Origin of the sequence: Geomicrobium sp. JCM 19039 (assembly GCF_000698145.1) — a bacterium.
Taxonomy (GTDB): domain Bacteria; phylum Bacillota; class Bacilli; order Bacillales; family Marinococcaceae; genus Geomicrobium_A.
On the sequence record NZ_BAXB01000001.1, the window covers coordinates 193,827 to 214,451 of the forward strand.

The following is a 20,625-nucleotide window of genomic DNA, read 5'->3' on the forward strand; positions in this document are numbered from 1 at the left end:
AAAGTGTGTGAGTGCTGTCTTAATAGATCGACGGTTACTCGTTTGCTACATAACCCGTTCTTTCAACGATCGTTTGGCCTTCGGGTCCGATCATCCATTCGACCAGTGTAGCCACATTCTCGTCATCTTCCCCAACGCGAGTAATGGCATAGAATTCGGATGAGAGGGGATACGTATCGTTTGCGATATTTTCTCGTGTTGGTTCCACACCATCGATCGCTAATAATCGAATCCCGTCAGTATCATTCATTTCTGTGGCAAAGAATCGAAAGGAATAACCAATTGCTTGGGGGTGGTTTCTGTAATCAGCCGTTTCGGTTATGATGCCACCCATACCCGCTACACGATCCTCGGCAGGAGGATCCATTAGTTCCGCTTCACCGATGAATTGTTGTAAAGCGGTTTGGCTACCGCTGCCTTCCGGCCTTTGGAAAGCTTGAATCGTGCCAGATTCACTGCCTACCTCAGCCCAGTCGGTCACCTGTCCCGTATAAATCGATCGTAACTGTTCATGAGTGAGGGACTGGATAGGGTTCGTTTCGTTTACAAAGAAAACAAAAGCTTCTCTACCTAATGGGGTAAGCTCAAATTCTACACTAAGGTCTTCAGCTTCTGCTCGTTGATTGCTAGAAGGTGCTGGTGCAAAAATTATATCCACCTCTTCGTGTAGGAGCGCTGTAAAGGCGTTGTCGGTTTGCGTTCTTCGAACGGCACTTCGGTCAGGGTTATACGTACCTCTGGGTAAACAGCTTCTGCAAAAGCTGCATAGATGGGATAAAGAGCCGTCGCACCGTCTAGTACAGGAAGATCATCGTCAAACTGGATTGATGCTTCTTTATCGAGAGTGGCTAACGTATTGTCGTTCGTATAAGGGATGTAGTGATCAATCTCAACATCCGCCTCAGTGATCGTTTCTAGCTGAGATTCTTGATAAGATTGGAACTGTACGACTCCGAGTGTGAGGAGGATCAAACACAAACCTATGCCAAGACTGCTCCCTCGGACTTTTCTAGTAAAGATATCAAAAACAGCAAGGAACGTCCAAATAACGATCAATACGTACGCTCCAAAGTATAAATAAGCATGCATCGTATCAGTCATAACAAACAGTAAAAGAGATAACCAATGCCAGCAAAAAAAGTAATACCGAAGGCTGCGAAAATAAATCGAATGATTTTTTGGAAAAGTCGCGCCAAGATAAGTCCTCCTTTCCACTTAGTTTGCGGGGATCGGGAGTGCGCGTCAATGGCTTTTCTTGAAGTCTGTGTATGAGTTGGATATGCTGTAACGAGGAGGGACGAAAATGGAAAGAAAGCACACTTCAATTCCTATTGATCCAGCACGTTTGAAAATGATGAAGAATCAACTGACGAGGTTTTTAATGACGTACAAGTTTGCGTTAGATGAAATGAATACGAAGGTGGGCATCTTACAAGAAGAATTTCAATACGTTCATGAATACAATCCGATCGAACACGTTTCATCAAGGTTGAAATCTCCTGAAAGTATTCTTCAAAAAGTCCAGCGAAAAAGAATTCCAATGAACATGGAAGACATTCGAGAACATATTAAAGATATTGCAGGAATTCGCATTAGTTGTTCTTTTCAAAAGGATATATATGCAATTCAACACATGCTAGAGACGCATGAGGATATTCGTATTCTGGATGTGAAAGATTACTTGCAAACGCCAAAGCCGAATGGCTACCGGAGCTTGCATCTGATTGTGGAAGTGCCTGTATACATGTCTGACCGAATTGAACACGTCGCCGTCGAAATTCAAATTCGAACGGTTGCAATGGATTTTTGGGCGAGCTTGGAGCACAAGATCTTTTACAAATTCGGTGAGATCGTTCCATCAGAGCTGTCCTCAGAACTTAAAGACGTTGCAGAAGCAGCGGCGAGGTTAGATCAGAGAATGGAAAGCTTACATCAACAAGCAAACGAGTATAAGAAAGAGGCGATCGATGCTGATTCACTGCAATCGGTCAACGTACAAAATACACAATACGCCATCCCCGAGCAGTTAATTCGTGCACTAACCGATGACGACAAAAAAACCAGTGATGAAAATCACTGGTTTTCTGCTGGTATTTTTTGGCCCCAAAGTTTTGTAAGCAAGAAGGCGACGACCGTCATGGTTACAAGCCCTGTTAAAAGAGCCATCCACCATGAATTGGTGATGCCGGCAATGAAGAAGCAGAGCATCCCTACAATCCCAGCAGTAATGGCATACGGAAGCTGCGTGTTGACGTGATCGATATGGTCACTCGCAGCACCTGCAGAGGAAAGCACAGACGTATCCGAGATTGGAGAACAATGATCTCCGAAAATTCCTCCACTCAAAACAGCTGCAATTGCTAACGGTAAACTAATGTCCATCGATACCGCTAACGGAATCGCAATCGGAATCATGATGGCAAAGGTACCGTAAGATGTGCCCGTTGTAAAAGCGATAATTCCCCCAGCAATGAAAATAAGGATTGGAATCAACGCCGGTGAGATGAGGGACTCTTCAGCTACATTTACGAGAAACTGATCGGTACCGACTTCAGATGACACAGAGCCGATTGACCAAGCGAGAATTAAGATAACGAAAACGAGCATCATGCCTTTGATGCCTTTCATAATCAGCGCAACAGCTTCCATGAAGCTAAACATTTTTTGAGATACACCCATAATAAGTGCAATGAAAATGGCAGCGACAGCGGCAAGTAAAATCGAGATGCCTCCGTCCGCTTCACCGATTGCAACAACAAAGCTGTTTTCTGGGTAGTTTCCAGTCCACAAGAATAGAGGTGGAATGAGCGCTAGCAACACGAACATCGGAACGAGCAAGTTTCGAATTTTGGGTGTGCCAGTCACGGGTTCCGCTTGTGTAATTTCATCAGCTGTAGGCGGTTGACCTCCGTCACGAATGAGTTTTCCAGTTGTAACTGCACGGAGCTCGGCTTTTGCCATAGGTCCGTAGTCAAATCGTAAAAAGATGACGATAAATACGGTGAAGATCGCCAAAATCGCGTAATAGTTAAACGGAATTGTGGCTAAGTACATGAGATACTCGCTTTGGTCAATATCCATTCGCACAAACTCAGTGCCAATTAAGCCCATCACATAAACGACCCACGTTGAAACCGGTACTAATAGACATGTCGGTGCTGACGTTGAGTCAACGATGTAGGCAAGCTTTTCTCGAGATACTCTCAATTTATCTGTGATTGAACGCATGACGCTACCAACCGTTAATGCGTTAAAGTAATCATCAATAAACAACGTTAATCCTAAAAATCCTGTTGAAGCTTGAGCACCTTTTCGTGAGCGGATGCGGTTTGCAAAAGCATTCGCTAGCGCCTGGGCACCTCCGGTCGTCTGGAATACGACGATGAGAACACCAAATAAGCCGCAATACAATAAGACCGTTGCATTCCATTCATCGCCTAAAGAAGGTATGATAAAGTCATTAAACGTTGCGTATAGGCCGAGAAATGGGTTCCAACCACTAAGCATCGTTGCACCAATCCAAACACCTACAAATAAGGCAGGCACAACATTACGCGTTAAGATGGCTAGAATAATGGCTACCACAGGGGCAAAAGGGCCAATAATCCAAAGTCCATAGGGTACGCTCCTTTACTGTTTCTTATGATCCATTAGTGCATTATAAAGGACAGGTGGTCATTATGCACGATAATCTTGTCGAAAGGATAACCTTTCCTTATTTTCTACAAAACTTGCACTTTTACGACAAGGAGGCAGGTCGATGATTGACCTTAGAAGTGATACGGTAACGAAGCCGACAGAAGCGATGCGAGCAGCAATGGTAGATGCGGTTGTTGGCGATGATGTGTATGAAGACGATCCGACGGTGAATGACTTGGAAGAATACGCAGCCGAGCTGCTCGGAAAAGAAGCAGCATTATTTGTGTCGAGTGGAACACAAGGAAATCAAATTGCGGTTCTGGCACATTGCCAGCCGGGCAACGAAGTCATCATGGAAGCAGAAAGCCACATTTTTCACTATGAAGGAGCTGCCATTGCAGCATTTGCTGGTGTGCAACCTCATACGGTTTATGGGGTGCGCGGGGTGATGGACGCCGCGGATGTTGAAGAAGCGATTCGTCCAGATGATATTCATGCTCCTGAGACTGGGCTCATTTGCATGGAAAATACTCATAATCGACATGGAGGTACCATCATAACCCCTGAGGAAATGAGAAAAGTTACTGACTTGGGAAGGCGTTATCAAATCCCTACGCACCTTGACGGTGCGCGTTTGTTTCATGCGAGTGTGGCATTGGGAGAACCAATTAAGAATTTTACTAAATCATTCACGACGGTACAAGTGTGCCTCTCAAAAGGATTAGGGGCGCCTGTTGGCTCCATCATCGCTGGGGACCAAACTTTCATAAAGAGTGCAAGAAAGTGGCGAAAAAGATTAGGTGGTGGAATGCGGCAAGCGGGTGTGATCGCAGCGCCAGGAAAGATTGCACTCACCGATATGATTGAGCTCTTAGAGAATGATCACACGAACGCAAAACGTCTTGCTGAAGGGATTGGAAACATCCCAGGGATGGGCATTCACACACCGGTTGAAACGAATATTATTCTTGTCGAAACAGATGGACTCCAATGCACAGAAAAAGAGTTCTCACACCGACTCTATTCTGAAGGCGTTCTCGCAAACCCTTATAGAAAGAACATCATCCGTCTTGTCACTCATAAAGACGTGACCTCCACTCAAATCGAAGCGACGATTACAGCCGTGCAGCGCGTAGTTAAAGACACTATACATGATGAAAGGAAGGGATGAGCATCGAAACAGACGGGCTGTTGCATGCAACATCGCTGAACAATCAACTAGCAGATGTCATTCCCGAAGAACGATGGGGGGGATCTATTCTTGAACAATTAGGCACACCATCACAGTTGTTTGCCCACCTTATTCGGGTGCGCCTCGTGTACCGATCAGCGCTATTCTCGGGAAAAGTGCAATTCCCAGGCGAGAGGGTGCCAGATGATGCTCCTGTTCGTTCACTACTTCTGTCTAGTGCGGAGCGACTTGCGGAGGCTTTTTTGTATACCGAAAAGAACCGTATTACTTTTGACGATCGTACGATTACACCAGTAGAATTAATGCAGATTGCCGTTCAACACGAAGGAATTCATACGGGACAATATTATGTTGCACTCAAGCAAGCAGGCTACCCGCTTCCGACGCAATGGCAAACAGACTGGGCATTAACGTGAGGAGTTCGACAATGAAACGAATATTAATTATGACAGCAGTTGATGCGGAAAAAAAAGCTGTGGAAAAAGGCATCGGTACAAATCCGAACATCCAAGTGGAAACGGCAGGTGTTGGCCCCGCAAGTGCTGCAGCAAGGACAGCAATATGGTTGGCGAAAGGTGACTACGATCTCGTAATCAATGCCGGAATCGGTGGTGGCTTTAAGGAAAAAGTGGAACTATTAGAAGTTGTTATCTCTTCGGACATTGTTTGTGCAGATTTAGGGGCAGAGACAGCGGATTCTTTTATCCCGGTAGAAGAACTCGGGTTTGGTTCCTCCCGTATTGAATCCCCCCAAATTATGCAAACGATGAAATCAGGAGTTATCATCACCAAATCTACTGTGACAGGAACAGACGAGACAGCGCTAGATTTACTAGAGCGGTTTCCTAAGGCGGTAGCTGAGGGAATGGAAGGATTTGGCGTCGCTTCAGCTGCAAAGGAGTACGGCGTACCTGTCGTCGAAATACGGTCAATATCCAATTATGTCGGCAAACGCGATAGAGACGCCTGGAAAATTCCTGAGGCGTTGGAACAACTTGCGAAAACAATGGAGGTTTTACGATGAAAATCGCATTTTCACCATGTCCGAACGATACATACGTCTTTCACGCACTCACGCACGGTAAGATTAAAGGTGCACCTGACTTTCAAGTGACGTATGCAGATATTGATGTGACGAATACACTTGCTATTGACGGAGACCCCCATGATCATGACGTGATGAAGATTTCGTTTGCTGCACTTCCTTGGGCGTTAGAAAACTATCACCTTATCCCATGCGGGGGTGCACTTGGAAGAGGGTGCGGTCCACTTGTGCTTACAAACGGTGAGAAACAAGCTCAAGATATGATTGGGAAGCGAGTCGCTGTCCCTAGTGAAAGGTCAACCGCATATATGCTGTTTCGGTTATGGGCAAAGCAACAAGTAGAAGGTCAATTTGGTGAGATTGTCGTCATGCCGTTCCACGAAATCATGCCAGCGGTGAAAGAAGGTGAGGTGGATGCTGGCTCGTCATTCACGAAGCGCGATTTACGTACGAAAAATTTGGGCTATCTAAACTTGTTGACTTAGGCGATTGGTGGGAGACTGACACAGGCTCGCCGATTCCACTTGGGGCCATTATTGCCAAGCGAGAGCTTGATGTGTCCACAATTACAGACTGGATTCGCCAATCAATTGAATACGCATGGGCGCATCCTGAAGCCTCAAAGTCTTACGTGATGGAACATGCGCAAGAGATGGACGAACACGTCGCAGCGTCACACATTGATCTATATGTAAATGAGTTTACTAGAGATTTAGGCACTGAAGGGTATCGGGCGATACACGAACTACTAGCTCGGGCAGCTGAAGAAGGCATTGTCCCTCCTACTCCCACTAAGCGTCTATATGAGGCAAGGGAAATATAGAAAAAAGCACTCTCGTATCCGTGATTTACATTGAGTACATTTCTCAGTCTTTATAGTGTATTCGTTGAGCTGGACAGTTCATTTATAGGCGTGACTTATTAATCCCATCATTTTCCATCACAAAGGCTAACGAGAGGTCGGCATGAGTCATGCGACGACCGTTCGGTATATCTTCGGCACCGGAGGTGCCGATGGTTACTAGCGCTTGAGGTTTATATGAATAAACAGGTTTACGTTCGGTATAGAAACGAATGTTCATAGATCGTCCAGTATAAGGTGATTTGCGATGTTCTAAAGCGATCTAGATTGTTTCGTGCGCGATCTATATAAGCTGAACGAAAGAATTTCTTCACGAACGAATGGTAGACCAACCATTACAGCCTAACGTTCAACGACTTTGAAGATCGATCTTAATCGTTCACAATAGACGTAGCAATGAGGAATATCTACTGTCATTGACCTCCAAAGTGTACGGATCGAGTTGAATGCCAATATTGAGCAACCCCAATTCAGCAACGTCGCCGATTCAGTACCGTTGATTGGAACGAAAGGCGGTGACGCCTGCGGAAGTTGGGCCGAGACGAGACCCCGCAGGTCGTAAGACCGAGGAGGCTCGGCCGGTCCTTCGCGGTCAAGTAAACACGGTGGCTGTCTTTTAGCCACCGATGTTGCACTTGTGCTCTGGAGTGTAAAGAAAATACGGTGGGCGTCTTTTGACCACCGATGTTGCCCTTATAGTCTGGACTGCAAGTATCCGCCTGTAGTGGAAAGCAACAATCAACAGCGCAAATCAGGAAAATCTAAAGTTCATTCTATATAGAAGAAAAGAAGTATGAAATGTGCTATCTTTATTTTGAGGAATTCTCAACACCTAAGGCAAGATATAAGGTGAAATTATATATGCCTTTCCCCAACGAATCACATCACATGAAGATATTCAATACTTCTCTTCCATACTTGTGAATACTTTTTTCGTAATGACCTTGAGGGCTTAAAGAACGTACCTTGCTATATTTACTAAAGACTCGTGCTTAAAAAAATGCATTACCTTACATCTGTTGTGATACTTGGTACATGTTTCCATTTTCAAATTCAATATAAAGTTCAACTTTATATAAATCGCCATCCTCTAAATCAAGAGCGTTAACAACTTCTTGAACCATCTCCTCGGAGCCTTGGTCTCCATGAAGCTCAACATTTTTAAGTAAATTCTCTACTTCCTCAATCGCTTCATCTCCTTCTAAATCCTGTTCTCCCTTTTCCACATCCGCCTTCACATTCGTATTTTGATTTTCGTAGTCGTATTCCCAATCCTCACCATTTTGAAATTCAATATCAATTTCAAGTTCCACGACGCCCCGATCATATGCTGATCCGTTTTCATTCATCGCATTTTCGCCGTTACCAGACTCATTATTGTCTACTCGGCTATTAGGATTAGATAGGTTCATGCTCATATCTGTAGGTTCTTCAGAAGTTTCCGCACCATCAGTTCCTCCATTTCCGTTTCCATTTGTGTCTGTTTCATCCATGCCAGTTCCGCAAGCGGTAAGCATAACCATCATTGTTGTACAAAGAATTATCTTTTTCATGTTGTAAACCCTCCACAAAATTATAATATGAAGCTTCACTTTAGCCTGTCCAAAAAAATAATAATCAATCGACGTTTTTTTAAAAAATACATCTTTATCAACAGGTTTAATAAGCTATAGAGGGTATTATGATATGATGTGAGAAGTTTAAAACGATAGGAGTTATCACTGTGAAAAAGATTGAGATTGCCACTGAAACGTTTCGGGAACATGGGCACTTAATAGTTTGTCCGGCGTGCCACAGAAACTTGACGCTCCTTGATAAACAGCTCCAATGTGCTGGAGGGCACGTGTACGACCTCGCAAAAAAAGGCTACGTACACCTACTCCAAAAAGCGGTGAATAGTGATTACACGAAAGAGATGTTTACGGCAAGACGGGACATCTACAACCAAGGGTTATATCAACCGATGATTGAACACATTGGCGCATTGATTCAGCGGCATAAAGAAGATGCGCGAGAGCTGTTAGATGTGGGGTGCGGAGAAGGAAGTCACTTGGCATCTGTTCAACGTCAGCTTGAAGGTTCGATAGGAATTGGATTGGATTTATCTAAAGATGCAATTCAAAAGGCGACGGATTTCACAGAAAACCTTATGTGGGTTGTCGCTAACCTTGAACAACTGCCCGTTCAAGATGATTCTGTTGATGTGATATTGAACCTTTTTTCTCCGGTAAATAGCCGTGAATTTTCTCGAGTATTACGTTCAGATGGCTTCGTCATTAAAGCATTGCCGGGACCGGAATATCTAAAGGAATTGCGCGTCCGGCTGTATGGAGATCAGATTGGTCCTCTCGATCCTACTGATGTGATCGAGAACTTTGAAAGGCGGTTTTATATTTTGGAAAAAGAACAAGTCCACCATGTAAAAACCGTCGCCGATCAACACATTCCCGCACTTATACACATGACGCCAGTGAGTTGGGATGCGAGTGAGAATCGTAAAGAGCAGATGTTACGTCTAATTGAATTAGACGTAACGGTTGATGTGACCTTGCTTGTCGGTAAGCCGAGATCGTAATGAGTGAGAATGGCTCATCAGTTGTATTTCTAGTACAATTAGAATGATGGGGGTGAAAATTTGAGAAAAAGAATTGCATTTGATATGGATGAAGTGATGGCGGATCTCGTGTCTGAGTTACTCAAACGATACAATGAGCGTTTTGAAGACAGCATCCAACCTGACCAATTGGTCACACATAAGCTTCAAGATTTACGACCGCATCACACAAAAGAAATCTATGAAATTTTGCAAGAGCCTGGATTTTTTAGAGGGTTAGCAGTTATGGAAAATGCGGTAGAAGTCATGAAAGAGTTAGACGAACACTATGAACTATTTATTGCTACCGCAGCAATGGAAGTACCCACTTGTTTCAATGAAAAGTACGAGTGGTTGCGTGAACATTTCCCGTTTCTCACACCACAAAACTTCGTTTTCTGTGGAGATAAAAGCATTATTCATGCCGATTACCTCGTGGATGATCACGTATCAAAGCTAGAAGGATTTACGGGTGAAGGGATTCTCTACACTGCATTTCACAATCACGGAGAAGATCGATTCACTCGCGTCGATCATTGGAAAGACATTCGTAACTTCTTTTTGCCCGTTCATGCAAACACATAAAAAAGCAGACGAAGGATCGTTCCTTGTCTGCTTTTTTGCGTTTAAATGATTTGTAATGTTTTCGGATAGCGCGTGAGCACGAGTGGTCCATTCACGGTTACGATTATGTCATCTTCGATGCGCACGCCGATGTCCCCAGACTGGTAAATCCCTGGTTCAACGGTCAGCGCCATCCCGTTTTCTAGACGCTCTTCATTGTTCCCATGCATCGACGGCGCTTCATGAACTTCAATGCCTAAACCGTGACCGAGGCGGTGCGTGAAGTACTCACCAAAACCGGCACGCTCAATGATGTTTCGGGCCGCGATGTCGGCCTGTTTAATTTGATCACCTGCCACACAAGCTGAAATTCCGGCTTCATTTGCCTCAAGAACGGTTTCATATACGTGACGGTGAGCGCTCGTTGGTTCGCCGAAAAAGACCGTTCGGGTAATGTCGGAGGCATACCCTTTCCACATGACACCTAAATCCATCAATACGGCATCTCCACGCTTCAATGTTGATGTCCCAGGTTTACCGTGAGGATTTGCGGCATTTGGTCCAAACAACACAACGGGATCAAAACTCATTTTAGTTATGCCTTTTGCCTTCAATTCAGATTCAATATGGGCAATCACTTCAAGCTCACTAACGCCCTCGCGAAGGACAGATACACCAAGTTCAACAGCGATATCAGCAAACTCTGCAGCTTCTTGTAGACGGACAATTTCTTCATCCTCCTTAGCTGCCCGAAGTGCGAGCAGTGCGCCATCAATGCAAGAAAGCGTTAGACTTGGTTGAAGCCGCTTTAGCTCGTTGTATCTTCCGACAATGAGATGATCTTCCTCAATCGCCAATGATGTCACGAAAGGAATTTTCTCTAATGGATTCTCAGTATCTTCATAGCCGATAATGTCGTGCGTCCAGCCAGCATCAATCGCTAGGCTTGTCTCCATTTTAGGCAGATAATGGCAGGCTCACGGTCATCTGTATATAAAAGCAGGCCGAGAAATCGCTCTTTCGGGTTGCAATAAAAATCACTTAAGTAATATACGTTGGCTGTTGAAGTAATTAGAACAGCTTCTTGACCTTGTGATTTTGCCATTTGTTTAAGTTGGTCCAATCGTTTCTTCAAGGAAACACACCCTTCTCGTTATTTCTTAAAGATTACTACAATAATAAACATTTGTTAATTCATTTATGTTGACAAAATCATGAGAACAGTTTGATAATATAGAGGGGTGCAATGATGAAAACAGGTCATCGATTGTATACGCTAGGTATTGGAATTGGAACGATTGCGATAGGCTGGGCGTTTTTCCCAATGTTATTCACACCAGGTACACAAGCACATTGGAGCTTTCTTGTCCTACTAGCCACCGCTGTTTTGTTTGTATCTTTAGGTGCTGTTTTACAAAAACGAACATATTCGACGTAAATCTTTTCCTAACAATTGCTAGCACTGGAATAGTAGGCGATTAAGGGATGTTAATTGAAAACACCAGGGTCCCATCATAGCTTGTCTATGTTGGGACTTTGATCTTCTATAAGAAGATCAGGACGCGCGGCAATTTTTAAAGAGGTGATACGAATGAACACAACATGTACTGTATCAAAGGAATGGCTCTTTGAGCATATGAATGATTCCGATGTCATGATTGCTGACTGCAGATTTGACTTGAAAGACGCGAAGGCCGGTCGTGAAGCTTATCGTAAATCTCATATTCCAGGTGCAATGTTCTTCGATTTAAAAAATGATTTATCAGGAACTGTCGGTACACACGGGGGGAGACATCCGCTTCCAGATCCAGAAGTGTTCGCTCAGCAGCTTCGTGAAAAAGGGATAAACAAAGAGAAGCACGTCGTCATTTATGACGACGATCATGGTCAGATGGCGGGCCGGCTATGGTGGTTGCTCCATTATGTCGGTCAAAAAAACGCATCGATTATGGATGAGAATTTTTCAGAGTGGATGAAGCAAGGGTATCCCGTAACAACGGAAGTACCTACACTTACACCGGTTTCTTTTGAATCCGATGTGAATGAGAACATGGTTATTTCTATGGATGAACTGAAACAAAGAAAAGATCGAAACGGTGTGTCGCTTGTTGATGCACGGGCACCTGAACGGTACAACGGTACAAGTGAACCATTGGACCATAAGGCGGGACATATCCCTGGAGCGATCAATATGTTTTGGAAAGATAACCTTGCGGCAAGAGGGACATGGAAGCCAGAGGAAGATTTGCGGGCAATGTATGATCATTTACGGAACGAAGAAGAAGTGATCGTCTACTGTGGTTCTGGGGTTTCCGCAAATGCGAACATTATTGCCATGCAAAAAGCAGGATTAAAAAATATTAAACTGTATCCAGGAAGTTGGAGTGACTGGATTTCTTATGGAGACAATGAGGTCGAAAAGGACTAAACCAAAGCCTAATTTTGATTTCGTGTTGATGATTGGCATGCTTATCGTCTTTATGTAACGAAAGGAGATGATAAGCATGGTAAGAATCTTTTTAGATCCAGGACACGGTGGTAACGATCCCGGTGCAGTAGGCAATGGTCTGCAAGAGAAGGACTTAGTGCTTGATATTGGCCTTCGGGTGAGAGATTTGCTCGAAGAGTACGCTGGGGTAGAGGTTGAAATGTCAAGGACAACGGATGTGTTTGTTGATTTAAGTCAACGAGCAACACTCGCAAACAACTGGGGTGCTGATTATTTCGTTTCCATTCACATCAACGCAGGTGGAGGAACAGGTTTTGAATCGTTCATTCATTCTGCTCCAAGCCAAGATGAGGTGAATTTTCAGCCGTTAATTCACAATGCGATCATGAGCCAAATTAGTGTATCTGATCGAGGTCAAAAATCACAAAACTTCGCGGTACTTCGTGAAACATCGATGCCAGCGATCTTAACGGAGAATCTATTCATCGACAATTCAAGCGATGCAGCGCTTCTTTCAGATTCTAGCTTTTTGCAATCGGTCGCTGTCGGACATGCAAACGGGATTGCTGACATCTTTGATTTAGAAGATGGCGGTGGTGGTGAGCCACCATCATCAACGTATCGTGTCATCGTTGACGGGACTCAAGAAGGTGCCTATGGGGACACAGACAATATTACGAACAGTGTGTCGTCAGCTTTAGGAACTGCTGGAGAAATTACCGTCCAACGCGTTGGAAGTAGCAACAACTATCAGTACCCGTCTCCTGGGTCAGGAGATGTGTATCAAGTGTATGTGGATGGAAGCGCAGAAGGTGCTTATGGTGAACACCAGAACGTGCTAAACGCGTTAACGACTGCACTTAACGCAAATGCAGACGAAATTCACATCGTAAGAGTATAAACTATTCAAACCAGGAGGTGCCTTAGCACCTCCTGGTTTGATATGACTAAGGAATTGTGCACAGTCGTTAACGACCGCCACACTCATAATCAGTCGTACATATGTTGACCTATTGATATTCCTGAATGGGATTGTGAGCTTGATTGCCAGTTTAGTCAGATGCTTGTACTCCGCAGCACAAGTGCGACATCAACTCTCGCCACCGTTTTACTGTGTATACCAGACCCCAAGTACGGCATGCGCTCGTTCCTCTTTCCGCTGTTCTTTAAAAACAGTGGATGAGGTTCAAATTGCCTTAAATATCAGTTTTTGAGGCAATTCATTGAGAAAAATCCGTCATTCTTAACCTAGGTTGTCACAAAAACTTTGTCAACTGTCACAAATCGTAATATATGGGGCAGTTAGCGTCCTAAAGTGACTCGTTTGAAGAGCGGATTGTCACATAAGAGAGTCAGAGTACGTAACTGCTCTTGTTTCTTATGATGACAGCGAAGCATTCAGATCACTTCTGTTCCAATGAGGAAAAAGACAAATAGTTACCCACTTAAACTCCGAGGCTAGTAACTACCGGGACCGGAGGTGCCGAAAAAAAACTTTGTGCAAAGCGTACCCATCCAAATAAGAACTAAGAAATATATGTTTAGTTCAGCATATCTATATATAATTATTGTATTGTAAAACCTAAATTAGCATAGAGTCACTTCACCTTTTATAATCGCTGCGGTATCTCCATCAACAGTATTTGTACCTTTTTCGCAGTTTTCTTCATTCTCCCATTCTATAATATAGTTCCCCCACCGTTTATTTATAGACAATATTTCCATTTCTGCGATGTCATTACTATGTTGATCTATGAAAGACGAAAGTGCTTCTTCTTCTGCTATTTCCGGTTCGGCATTAAATCGCCAAAATACAAAAAGTAAAATGGCACAAATTAATATGATCGTGAGTATTTTTTTCATATCATCTTTCCCCCTCGTCCTTTCATTAAAGGCATCATGTAAGTATTTTAAAACATAATTAAAATTTTTATGATTTAACTTCTTTTGCATACACCTTGATTCTCAACAGGCGAACACGTCCAATCAGTGGACAGAACGTACGTGTTTTAGCGATACAATCGAGAGAAGACCTATAGGACTCATACTTGCCGACCATCTGGATAGGAAAACTTACCGCTCTTAATGAAATGGGCCCTATGACTATAGAATAGAAACTTTGGCAAGGACATTGGATGGGTTGTAGCGAATCAAGTAATACATTCATTTACGAAACAGGAGGCGGTTATTGAAATGGTAGAAATGATTCATGATACATTAGGTCACCTTCTTGAAAACACAGCAAAAAAACAGCCAGAGCGGGAAGCGCTCGTCTATCGAGACCGAGGATTGCGGCTTTCTTATGCACAGTTTGAAGAGTTATGTCGGCAAACGGCTCGGGGATTTATGCAGCTAGGGATTGAAAAAGGTGACCATGTAGCGATCTGGCAACGAATAAACCGGAGTGGGTGACCACGCAATTTGCTTCTGCCAAGTTGGGCGCTGTTTTAGTTACAGTCAATACGAATTATCAAAAGAAGGAGTTAGAGTATTTACTGAAGCAATCTGATTCTTCGACATTAATCTTGATGGACAAATATAAAGAAACGTCTTATATCGACATGTTATATGATATTATTCCAGAACTCAAAGAGGCTACCCCTGGTGCGTTGCAATTGAGGAAGCTTCCGCACCTTAAGCGCGTCATCTTTATGGGGGATGAGAGGCATCCGGTATGTACAATTGGCCAGATGTTATCGCTGCTGCGGACAGTGTGACTGAAGAAGAATTGGACGTACGTATGGCTGACCTCGATGCGGATGAGGTCATCAACATGCAGTATACATCCGGGACGACCGGGTTTCCTAAAGGTGTGATGCTGACTCATAGGAACATCGTGAATAACGCCCGTAACGTTGCCGCTTGTATGGAGTTAACAAGTACAGATCGGTTATGCATCCCTGTCCCGTTTTTTCATTGCTTCGGATGTGTGATGGGGACGATCGCTTCTGTGTCTGTTGGTGCAACGATGGTGCCGGTTCAAGAATTTCAACCGCTTGAAGTGTTGCAAACGGTCCAAGATGAAAAGTGCACAGCTTTACACGGTTCCTACGATGTTCATTGCAGAAATGAATGAAAAGCGGTTTGATTCGTTTGACTTATCTTCGCTTCGTACGGGTATTATGGCAGGGTCAAACTGTCCAGTAGAGGTGATGCGAGGGGTAGTTGAGCGCATGGGCTTAACGGAAATTACGATTGCTTACGGGCAAACAGAATCATCACCTGTTTCAACACAAACGAGAGTCGATGATCCTTTGCAAGTACGAGTGGAAACGGTAGGGAAGGCGCTACCGAATGTTGAAGTGAAGATTGTTACCCCTGGAACAGATGAAGAAGTTCCAACAAATGTTCAAGGAGAATTGTGCACACGTGGCTATCATGTAATGAGAGGGTATTACAAAAATGAAGAAGCAACTGCGGCTGTTCTTCAAGCAGATGGTTGGCTACGTACAAGTGATTTGGCAGTCATGGATGAAAGCGGTTACTGCAGAATTACAGGGCGATTAAAAGATATGATCATTCGGGGTGGAGAGAACGTATATCCACGTGAAATTGAAGAGTTCATGTATACACATCCAGATATTTTAGACGTACAAGTAGTGGGTGTCCCTGATGCGAGACTAGGTGAAGCTGTAACAGCTTGGGTGATTCTAAAAGAAGAAGCGAGTTTAACGACCGAAGATGTAAAGGCGTATTGTAAAGACCAGATCTCGCACTTTAAAATTCCAAGAGACATATTCTTCGTGAGCGAATACCCGATGACAGCATCGGGAAAAATCCAAAAATATAAGTTGCGGGAACAGGCAGCTTCGTATACGACAGCTCGCCCGTAGAATCGTCTCATTTTTTCGTTGATTTTGATGATTTTTCTCTTTAATCTTCTCTAGCCTTTAGGTACAATGAAAGGGCACGTAACGCTTGGAATGAGAGGGAGAAATTGTATGTCAACTGAAGAGAAGATTCAAAAACTAGCCGATCAAATGAACAACAATCCTGAACATATCCAACATTTGGAGAGAACCTACCATTTTGAATTAAAGACCGAAGGGTTGCATGGCATTGCTTTTACCGGAGGTTCCGTTCAGGTGCAATCAAACCCGGTTCCTGGGGAAGCAGACTGTGTTTTGAAGATGAGCGACAAGAACTTTGAGAAGTTACTTGATGGGGACTGGAATCCTACAACCGCTTACATGACAGGCCAGTTAAAAATTGATGGTGAAATTAGCCATGCGCTAAAGCTTCATCATGTCGTCAAGCAATATCATTCATAAAGAAAACATCTAATCTTCGGATTAGATGTTTTCTTCTTGTTTTGATTCGAATAGACGGTTGGAGCAGTACTTAATAATATCTCTTCTGCGAACAATACCAATGAAGTAGCCAGAATCATCCATAACGGGGATGAAGTTTTGGTCAGATGATAGTGCGACGAGATCTTCCATCTCTTCATGAATGTAGATGGGAATATTCTTCACGCGCTGCGGAATATCTTTTAATCGCAAGTTCATAATATCTTCCATCGCTTGATTTCTATTATCCATAATGACCCAAAGTAAGTCACCTTCGGTTATTGTGCCGGCATACTTTCCGTCCTGATTCACAAGTGGGGCAGCTGTATACCGATGGTGCCGCATTTTTTCGATCGCTTGTCTAATTGTCGCATCCGGGCTTAAGTACTTGACCTCTTGTTTTGGCAGTAGGAAAAACCCAATATTCATGTGCGTAACACTTCCTTTTATCTAGGAACTCATATATATTGTAAGCGAAGTTGGTCTCGCTGTTAAGTCGAAAAAGCACTCCTATTGATTATACGACAAGATAACATAAAGGTTTCAAAATTTCTCATGGATCTTAGATGATTGACGAAAGATACGTGTATGACATGAAAAAGAGGTGCCAAAACGGTCATGAATGTACAACAAGATGCCCAGGAGTTTCTAAGGGGCTATTATCAAGAAACAAATCAACAAGACATTTGTCATAGCAGGTGGAACGATGTCCAATTAGAGATTGAACGTACAGGCACGTACGTTCAGACGACAGAAGAACTGACGTACGGTGCACGAGTTGCGTGGCGCAATAGCAACCGCTGTATTGGGCGATTGTTTTGGAATAGCCTGGAGGTCGTGGACGCTCGACACGTTGAATCGACCGAAGACATCTTCTTGCATTTAGAAAACCATATTGTTAAGGCAACGAATAACGGCCGAATTCGCTCGCTAATTACAGTGTTCCCAGCAGCTGGCAGTAACAATGAATGTAGAATATGGAACCATCAGCTCATACGTTACGCCGGTTATGAACGTGATGGTGAAATCATTGGAGATGCCGCCTCCATTCCCTTTACACAAGTTTGTGAACAGTTAGGGTGGCGAGGAAAAGGCACAGAATATGATGTGTTGCCATTCGTCGTTCAATTTGGAAATGCGCCGCCTCAACTAAAAGAAGTACCCGAAGGCATCGTACGAGAAGTAGCCATTAAGCATCCGAAAGACGAGCGATTCGACAACTTGCATTTACAATGGTATGCCGTGCCAATTATTTCTGATATGAGTCTTTCCATCGGTGGCGTAACGTACCCTGCCTCACCGTTTAACGGTTGGTATATGGGGACTGAGATTGGCGCGAGAAATTTGGCGGATGAATTTCGCTATCACAAACTTCCAGAAGTGGCCGATGCGCTAAATATCCCAAGAGGTCACCCGTCAACGTTATGGAAAGATGAAGCCCTCGTTGAATTAAATCGAGCGGTACTACATTCCTATCAAGAAAACGGTGTGACGATTGTTGATCATCATACGGCAGCCAAACAATTTGAGTACTTTCAGCAATTAGAAAAAGACGCGGGAAGGGAAGTGACAGGAGATTGGACTTGGCTAATTCCTCCCATGTCTCCGGCTACAACCGCCATTTTTCATCAAGAAATTGACGATCAACTAAAGTTACCCAACTACTTGTACCAGCGGGCACCGTACAAAGAAGACTGAGCACTGTGGCTCAGTCTTCTCCAATAATTTTCACTTCGGTATGCAAGTCGACGTTGAATTTTGTGCTCACCGTTTTTTGGATGTGCTGAATGAGCGAAACATAATCTGTAGCGGTAGCATTTCCACGGTTCACAATAAACCCAGCATGTTTCTCGGAAACCTCGGCGTCTCCGATTCGTGTTTGTTGAAGTCCGCTATCTTGAATGAGCTTCCCTGCGAAATGGTTTGGTGGACGCTTAAATACACTGCCGCAAGAAGGATACTCAAGCGGCTGTTTGAGCTCGCGCAAATACGTGAGCTCATCCATCTTCGCTCGAATTGCTGTCACATCGCCAACCTCAAGTTCAAAAACAGCTTCCAACACAATATAATGCTTTTTCGAGATCACACTACTCCGATAGGAAAGCTCAAGTTCATCATTCGTAAGTGTAATAATATCGCCTTCAAGCGTTAACAGTTTGGCGTGCTTCAATACGTTAGATATTTCTCCACCGTAAGCGCCTGCGTTCATCACGAGTGCTCCGCCGACAGAGCCAGGAATTCCACAAGCAAACTCCAACCCTGTTAGGTGCTCGCTTAATGCTCGTTGTGACACGTCAATAATCGGCGCACCGCTTTGAGCCATAAGCAAATTTCCATCTTGTTCAATCGCATCCAAATGGAGAAAGTGTAGAACAATCCCCCGAATTCCACCATCCCGAACGATGAGATTGGAACCGTTTCCGAGCATGGTCAGTGGAATGTTTTCATTATGCGCGAGTGCAGCTACATGCTGAGCTTCTTCGTACGTTGCAGGAAGAACAAGGTAATCCGCGATGCCGCCTGTGCGTGTATGTGTATAATGTTTAAGCGGTTCATTTATAAGAATTTTATCTTCAGGTATTGTTTTCGTTAGTGCATTATAAATCCAATCAGTCATGTCATTCACCCTTTTTGTTCAATCCAGCGTGAAAATACAACGCTCTGTCTTTGTTGTTGAGCGTTAGCCTATCTTCCATCATATCAAGGCTTTTATGTTTTTAAAAGAAAAAACTCATTTGGTTATACAGTGTATGACGTGGATTGAGAAGCTGTGAAATTAAGTAAGCGCTTTCGGCATTAGTGTTGACACGAATTGTATTTTTCAACCCGGATAGATCGTGTAGAATAAAAAATAAAAAATAAGCAAAATGGAGGACATGTATGAGGACCATTATTGTTGGCGGTGGCATTGCAGGAAGCAGTGTCGCATACCATTTAGCAGCACAAGGTGAGAACGTAACGGTCATTGATGCAAATCACGAAGGAAGGGCAACAGATGCGGGGGCAGGAATTATCTGTCCATGGATTACGAAGCGTAACAAAAACACAATGGCATATCAGTTATCAACATATGGTGCGCGCTACTACAAAAGATTGCAGCAATCATTAGAAGCGACAGGCTTTTCGGATACGAGCTATCGACAAGTGGGATCGCTTGGTGTATTTACTGAGGAACAGGCAGTCGATGACGCGTGATGAAATTAAAAGAAGAGCGGCGAACATCACCTGAAATTGGTGAAGTAAATAGAGTGTCTAACGAAGAGGCGAGACGCTTGTTTCCACCGTTATCTGACGCGTTACATGCGCTACATATTACCGGAGGAGCACGTTGATGGAAAGAAATTGCAACTTGCACTTCAAAAAGCAGCGGTAAATCATGGTGCAACGTGGATGAATGGTCAAGCATCAATCGTCATCGAAGGTGACGAAGTGACGGGTATTAAGCTCGAAAGCGGTGAACAGATTGAAGCCGAGCGAGTCGTTCTTGCTACCGGCGCTTGGGCAAATGAGCTGAATATGCCCGTTCAACCACGCCATGCAATTCGCGCGCAACGAGGTCAAATTGTGCATTTACGACCGAACGGAAAGGATACGAGTGAGTGGCCGATCGTACAACCAGAATCGAGCTATTATATGCTCACATTTGATGATGAGCGGCTCGTCGTCGGAGCGACGAGAGAGGATGATACAGGCTTTGATTATCGATTAACCGCAGGCGGACTTCACGAAGTGCTCAGTGAAGCAAAACGCGTCATACCAGGTGCTCACGAATATGAGTTACTAGAGACGAGAATAGGGTTTCGGCCTATACCTGCCGATAACAAGCCTTTAATCGGTCCAATGCGCGCCTATGACAATGTCTTTCACTGCAATGGATTTGGGGCAACAGGCCTCACGATGGCACCAGGAGCAGGCAAATTACTCGCCGACCTTATACTCGGTATCGAGCTTGAATTGGATTTGCGTCATTTCTATCCTGAAACGTAAGACAG

Annotated in this window: 19 protein-coding genes and 6 pseudogenes; 16 read left to right on the forward strand and 9 right to left on the reverse strand. The window is 44.0% G+C overall.

Going from position 1 to position 20,625, the window contains the following annotated elements:
- Positions 1 to 34: 34 nt before the first annotated feature.
- Together JCM19039_RS21275 and JCM19039_RS21280 are read right to left on the reverse strand one after the other, a co-directional pair.
- Positions 35 to 664, reverse strand: a pseudogene (locus JCM19039_RS21275) (PstS family phosphate ABC transporter substrate-binding protein); the annotation flags it as partial.
- Complete coding sequence (locus JCM19039_RS21280; RefSeq protein ID WP_152550038.1) at positions 649 to 1,056, reverse strand: hypothetical protein; 408 nt, start codon at positions 1,054 to 1,056, stop codon at positions 649 to 651. The pseudogene JCM19039_RS21275 and the gene JCM19039_RS21280, both read right to left, overlap by 16 nt.
- A 352-nt stretch (positions 1,057 to 1,408) precedes the next feature.
- On the opposite strand from JCM19039_RS21280, the pseudogene JCM19039_RS26180 reads away from it, so the two are divergent.
- Positions 1,409 to 1,831: pseudogene (locus JCM19039_RS26180) on the forward strand (GTP pyrophosphokinase family protein); the annotation flags it as partial.
- Positions 1,832 to 2,073: 242 nt separating this feature from the next.
- Here the strand turns inward: JCM19039_RS26180 and JCM19039_RS01010 are convergent.
- Positions 2,074 to 3,585 carry a Na+/H+ antiporter NhaC family protein gene (locus JCM19039_RS01010; protein WP_202963181.1) on the reverse strand — a complete coding sequence of 504 codons (1,512 nt, stop codon included), beginning with the start codon at positions 3,583 to 3,585 and terminating at the stop codon, positions 2,074 to 2,076.
- Between the two features lie 175 nt (positions 3,586 to 3,760).
- Here JCM19039_RS01010 and JCM19039_RS01015 point away from each other — a divergent pair, with 175 nt between their 5' ends.
- The 4 genes and pseudogenes from JCM19039_RS01015 to JCM19039_RS01030 all read left to right on the forward strand — a co-directional run bounded on the left by JCM19039_RS01015 (position 3,761) and on the right by JCM19039_RS01030 (position 6,699).
- A complete protein-coding gene (locus JCM19039_RS01015) occupies positions 3,761 to 4,810 on the forward strand; it encodes a low specificity L-threonine aldolase (RefSeq protein ID WP_042423001.1) in 1,050 nt (349 codons plus the stop codon).
- The gene (locus tag JCM19039_RS22850; protein ID WP_081834283.1) at positions 4,807 to 5,247 is read left to right on the forward strand and encodes a DinB family protein; all 441 of its coding nucleotides are present in this window, start codon (positions 4,807 to 4,809) and stop codon (positions 5,245 to 5,247) included. Before JCM19039_RS01015 ends, JCM19039_RS22850 begins: the two co-directional genes overlap by 4 nt.
- A gap of 11 nt (positions 5,248 to 5,258) precedes the next feature.
- Positions 5,259 to 5,855, forward strand: coding sequence for a futalosine hydrolase (locus JCM19039_RS01025; RefSeq protein ID WP_193744107.1), 597 nt, complete (start codon positions 5,259 to 5,261; stop codon positions 5,853 to 5,855).
- A pseudogene (locus JCM19039_RS01030) lies at positions 5,852 to 6,699 on the forward strand (1,4-dihydroxy-6-naphthoate synthase). Before JCM19039_RS01025 ends, JCM19039_RS01030 begins: the two are co-directional and overlap by 4 nt.
- 1,049 nt (positions 6,700 to 7,748) lie before the next feature.
- On the opposite strand, the gene JCM19039_RS01035 reads toward JCM19039_RS01030, so the two are convergent.
- Entirely contained in the window at positions 7,749 to 8,291 is a 543-nt protein-coding gene (locus tag JCM19039_RS01035; RefSeq protein WP_042398263.1) for a YusW family protein, read from the reverse strand.
- Positions 8,292 to 8,461: 170 nt separating this feature from the next.
- Here JCM19039_RS01035 and JCM19039_RS01040 point away from each other — a divergent pair, with 170 nt between their 5' ends.
- The gene (locus tag JCM19039_RS01040) at positions 8,462 to 9,313 is read left to right on the forward strand and encodes a methyltransferase domain-containing protein (RefSeq protein ID WP_042423007.1); all 852 of its coding nucleotides are present in this window, start codon (positions 8,462 to 8,464) and stop codon (positions 9,311 to 9,313) included.
- 84 nt (positions 9,314 to 9,397) lie between these two features.
- A complete protein-coding gene (locus JCM19039_RS01045; RefSeq protein WP_042423446.1) occupies positions 9,398 to 9,916 on the forward strand; it encodes a 5'-3'-deoxyribonucleotidase in 519 nt (172 codons plus the stop codon).
- A gap of 41 nt (positions 9,917 to 9,957) precedes the next feature.
- On the opposite strand, the gene JCM19039_RS01050 is transcribed toward JCM19039_RS01045, so the two are convergent.
- Both JCM19039_RS01050 and JCM19039_RS24905 read right to left on the reverse strand, forming a co-directional pair.
- Positions 9,958 to 10,851 carry an aminopeptidase P family protein gene (locus tag JCM19039_RS01050; RefSeq protein WP_238544878.1) on the reverse strand — a complete coding sequence of 298 codons (894 nt, stop codon included), beginning with the start codon at positions 10,849 to 10,851 and terminating at the stop codon, positions 9,958 to 9,960.
- On the reverse strand, positions 10,836 to 11,030 hold the full coding sequence (locus tag JCM19039_RS24905) for an aminopeptidase P family N-terminal domain-containing protein (RefSeq protein ID WP_238544879.1): 195 nt from the start codon (positions 11,028 to 11,030) through the stop codon (positions 10,836 to 10,838). Before JCM19039_RS24905 ends, JCM19039_RS01050 begins: the two co-directional genes overlap by 16 nt.
- 114 nt (positions 11,031 to 11,144) lie before the next feature.
- Between JCM19039_RS24905 and JCM19039_RS01055 the strand changes: the two genes are divergently transcribed.
- The 3 genes from JCM19039_RS01055 (at position 11,145) to JCM19039_RS26990 (ending at position 13,245) form a co-directional block, all read left to right on the forward strand.
- Positions 11,145 to 11,333 carry a hypothetical protein gene (locus tag JCM19039_RS01055; RefSeq protein ID WP_042423011.1) on the forward strand — a complete coding sequence of 63 codons (189 nt, stop codon included), beginning with the start codon at positions 11,145 to 11,147 and terminating at the stop codon, positions 11,331 to 11,333.
- 153 nt (positions 11,334 to 11,486) lie between these two features.
- Positions 11,487 to 12,323 carry a sulfurtransferase gene (locus tag JCM19039_RS01060; RefSeq protein WP_042423018.1) on the forward strand — a complete coding sequence of 279 codons (837 nt, stop codon included), beginning with the start codon at positions 11,487 to 11,489 and terminating at the stop codon, positions 12,321 to 12,323.
- A 76-nt stretch (positions 12,324 to 12,399) separates the two neighbouring features.
- Positions 12,400 to 13,245 (forward strand): N-acetylmuramoyl-L-alanine amidase, encoded by an 846-nt coding sequence (locus JCM19039_RS26990; RefSeq protein ID WP_081834248.1) that lies wholly within the window; start codon positions 12,400 to 12,402, stop codon positions 13,243 to 13,245.
- Positions 13,246 to 13,931: 686 nt separating this feature from the next.
- Here the strand turns inward: JCM19039_RS26990 and JCM19039_RS01070 are convergent.
- A complete protein-coding gene (locus tag JCM19039_RS01070) occupies positions 13,932 to 14,297 on the reverse strand; it encodes a hypothetical protein (RefSeq protein ID WP_042423020.1) in 366 nt (121 codons plus the stop codon).
- Positions 14,298 to 14,546: 249 nt separating this feature from the next.
- Between JCM19039_RS01070 and JCM19039_RS27640 the strand changes: the two are divergent.
- The 4 genes and pseudogenes from JCM19039_RS27640 (at position 14,547) to JCM19039_RS01080 (ending at position 16,615) form a co-directional block, all read left to right on the forward strand.
- A pseudogene (locus JCM19039_RS27640) lies at positions 14,547 to 15,061 on the forward strand (AMP-binding protein).
- Positions 15,062 to 15,117: 56 nt separating this feature from the next.
- Positions 15,118 to 15,682: pseudogene (locus JCM19039_RS27645) on the forward strand (AMP-binding protein); the annotation flags it as partial.
- A gap of 225 nt (positions 15,683 to 15,907) precedes the next feature.
- Positions 15,908 to 16,177, forward strand: coding sequence for a hypothetical protein (locus tag JCM19039_RS27650; protein WP_238544546.1), 270 nt, complete (start codon positions 15,908 to 15,910; stop codon positions 16,175 to 16,177).
- A gap of 108 nt (positions 16,178 to 16,285) precedes the next feature.
- Complete coding sequence (locus JCM19039_RS01080; RefSeq protein ID WP_042423023.1) at positions 16,286 to 16,615, forward strand: SCP2 sterol-binding domain-containing protein; 330 nt, start codon at positions 16,286 to 16,288, stop codon at positions 16,613 to 16,615.
- Between the two features lie 21 nt (positions 16,616 to 16,636).
- Here the strand turns inward: JCM19039_RS01080 and JCM19039_RS01085 are convergent, their stop codons facing one another.
- Positions 16,637 to 17,062, reverse strand: a complete 426-nt coding sequence (locus JCM19039_RS01085; protein ID WP_042423026.1) for a CBS domain-containing protein — start codon at positions 17,060 to 17,062, stop codon at positions 16,637 to 16,639.
- 189 nt (positions 17,063 to 17,251) lie between these two features.
- On the opposite strand from JCM19039_RS01085, the gene JCM19039_RS01090 reads away from it, so the two are divergent.
- Positions 17,252 to 18,331: a nitric oxide synthase oxygenase gene (locus tag JCM19039_RS01090; protein ID WP_042423028.1), complete on the forward strand. Its 1,080-nt coding sequence runs from the start codon at positions 17,252 to 17,254 to the stop codon at positions 18,329 to 18,331.
- Between the two features lie 10 nt (positions 18,332 to 18,341).
- Here the strand turns inward: JCM19039_RS01090 and murB are convergent, their stop codons facing one another.
- Positions 18,342 to 19,250 (reverse strand): UDP-N-acetylmuramate dehydrogenase, encoded by a 909-nt coding sequence (murB, locus tag JCM19039_RS01095; RefSeq protein WP_042423029.1) that lies wholly within the window; start codon positions 19,248 to 19,250, stop codon positions 18,342 to 18,344.
- 263 nt (positions 19,251 to 19,513) lie between these two features.
- Here murB and JCM19039_RS24920 point away from each other — a divergent pair.
- Positions 19,514 to 20,620 (forward strand): annotated as a pseudogene (locus tag JCM19039_RS24920) (NAD(P)/FAD-dependent oxidoreductase).
- The last annotated feature ends 5 nt before the right edge of the window (positions 20,621 to 20,625 follow it).

Excerpts from the sequence above, each read along its gene's own strand:
- JCM19039_RS01015 (WP_042423001.1), top strand. The coding sequence starts at position 3,761 with ATGATTGACCTTAGAAGTGATACGGTAACGAAGCCGACAGAAGCGATG.
- JCM19039_RS22850 (WP_081834283.1), top strand. The coding sequence starts at position 4,807 with ATGAGCATCGAAACAGACGGGCTGTTGCATGCAACATCGCTGAACAAT.
- JCM19039_RS01025 (WP_193744107.1), top strand. The coding sequence starts at position 5,259 with ATGAAACGAATATTAATTATGACAGCAGTTGATGCGGAAAAAAAAGCT.
- JCM19039_RS01035 (WP_042398263.1), bottom strand. The coding sequence starts at position 8,291 with ATGAAAAAGATAATTCTTTGTACAACAATGATGGTTATGCTTACCGCT.
- JCM19039_RS01045 (WP_042423446.1), top strand. The coding sequence starts at position 9,398 with ATGGATGAAGTGATGGCGGATCTCGTGTCTGAGTTACTCAAACGATAC.
- JCM19039_RS01050 (WP_238544878.1), bottom strand. The coding sequence starts at position 10,851 with ATGGAGACAAGCCTAGCGATTGATGCTGGCTGGACGCACGACATTATC.
- JCM19039_RS01055 (WP_042423011.1), top strand. The coding sequence starts at position 11,145 with ATGAAAACAGGTCATCGATTGTATACGCTAGGTATTGGAATTGGAACG.
- JCM19039_RS01060 (WP_042423018.1), top strand. The coding sequence starts at position 11,487 with ATGAACACAACATGTACTGTATCAAAGGAATGGCTCTTTGAGCATATG.
- JCM19039_RS26990 (WP_081834248.1), top strand. The coding sequence starts at position 12,400 with ATGGTAAGAATCTTTTTAGATCCAGGACACGGTGGTAACGATCCCGGT.
- JCM19039_RS01070 (WP_042423020.1), bottom strand. The coding sequence starts at position 14,297 with ATGCAAAAGAAGTTAAATCATAAAAATTTTAATTATGTTTTAAAATAC.
- JCM19039_RS27650 (WP_238544546.1), top strand. The coding sequence starts at position 15,908 with ATGTATACACATCCAGATATTTTAGACGTACAAGTAGTGGGTGTCCCT.
- JCM19039_RS01080 (WP_042423023.1), top strand. The coding sequence starts at position 16,286 with ATGTCAACTGAAGAGAAGATTCAAAAACTAGCCGATCAAATGAACAAC.
- JCM19039_RS01085 (WP_042423026.1), bottom strand. The coding sequence starts at position 17,062 with ATGAATATTGGGTTTTTCCTACTGCCAAAACAAGAGGTCAAGTACTTA.
- JCM19039_RS01090 (WP_042423028.1), top strand. The coding sequence starts at position 17,252 with ATGAATGTACAACAAGATGCCCAGGAGTTTCTAAGGGGCTATTATCAA.
- murB (WP_042423029.1), bottom strand. The coding sequence starts at position 19,250 with ATGACTGATTGGATTTATAATGCACTAACGAAAACAATACCTGAAGAT.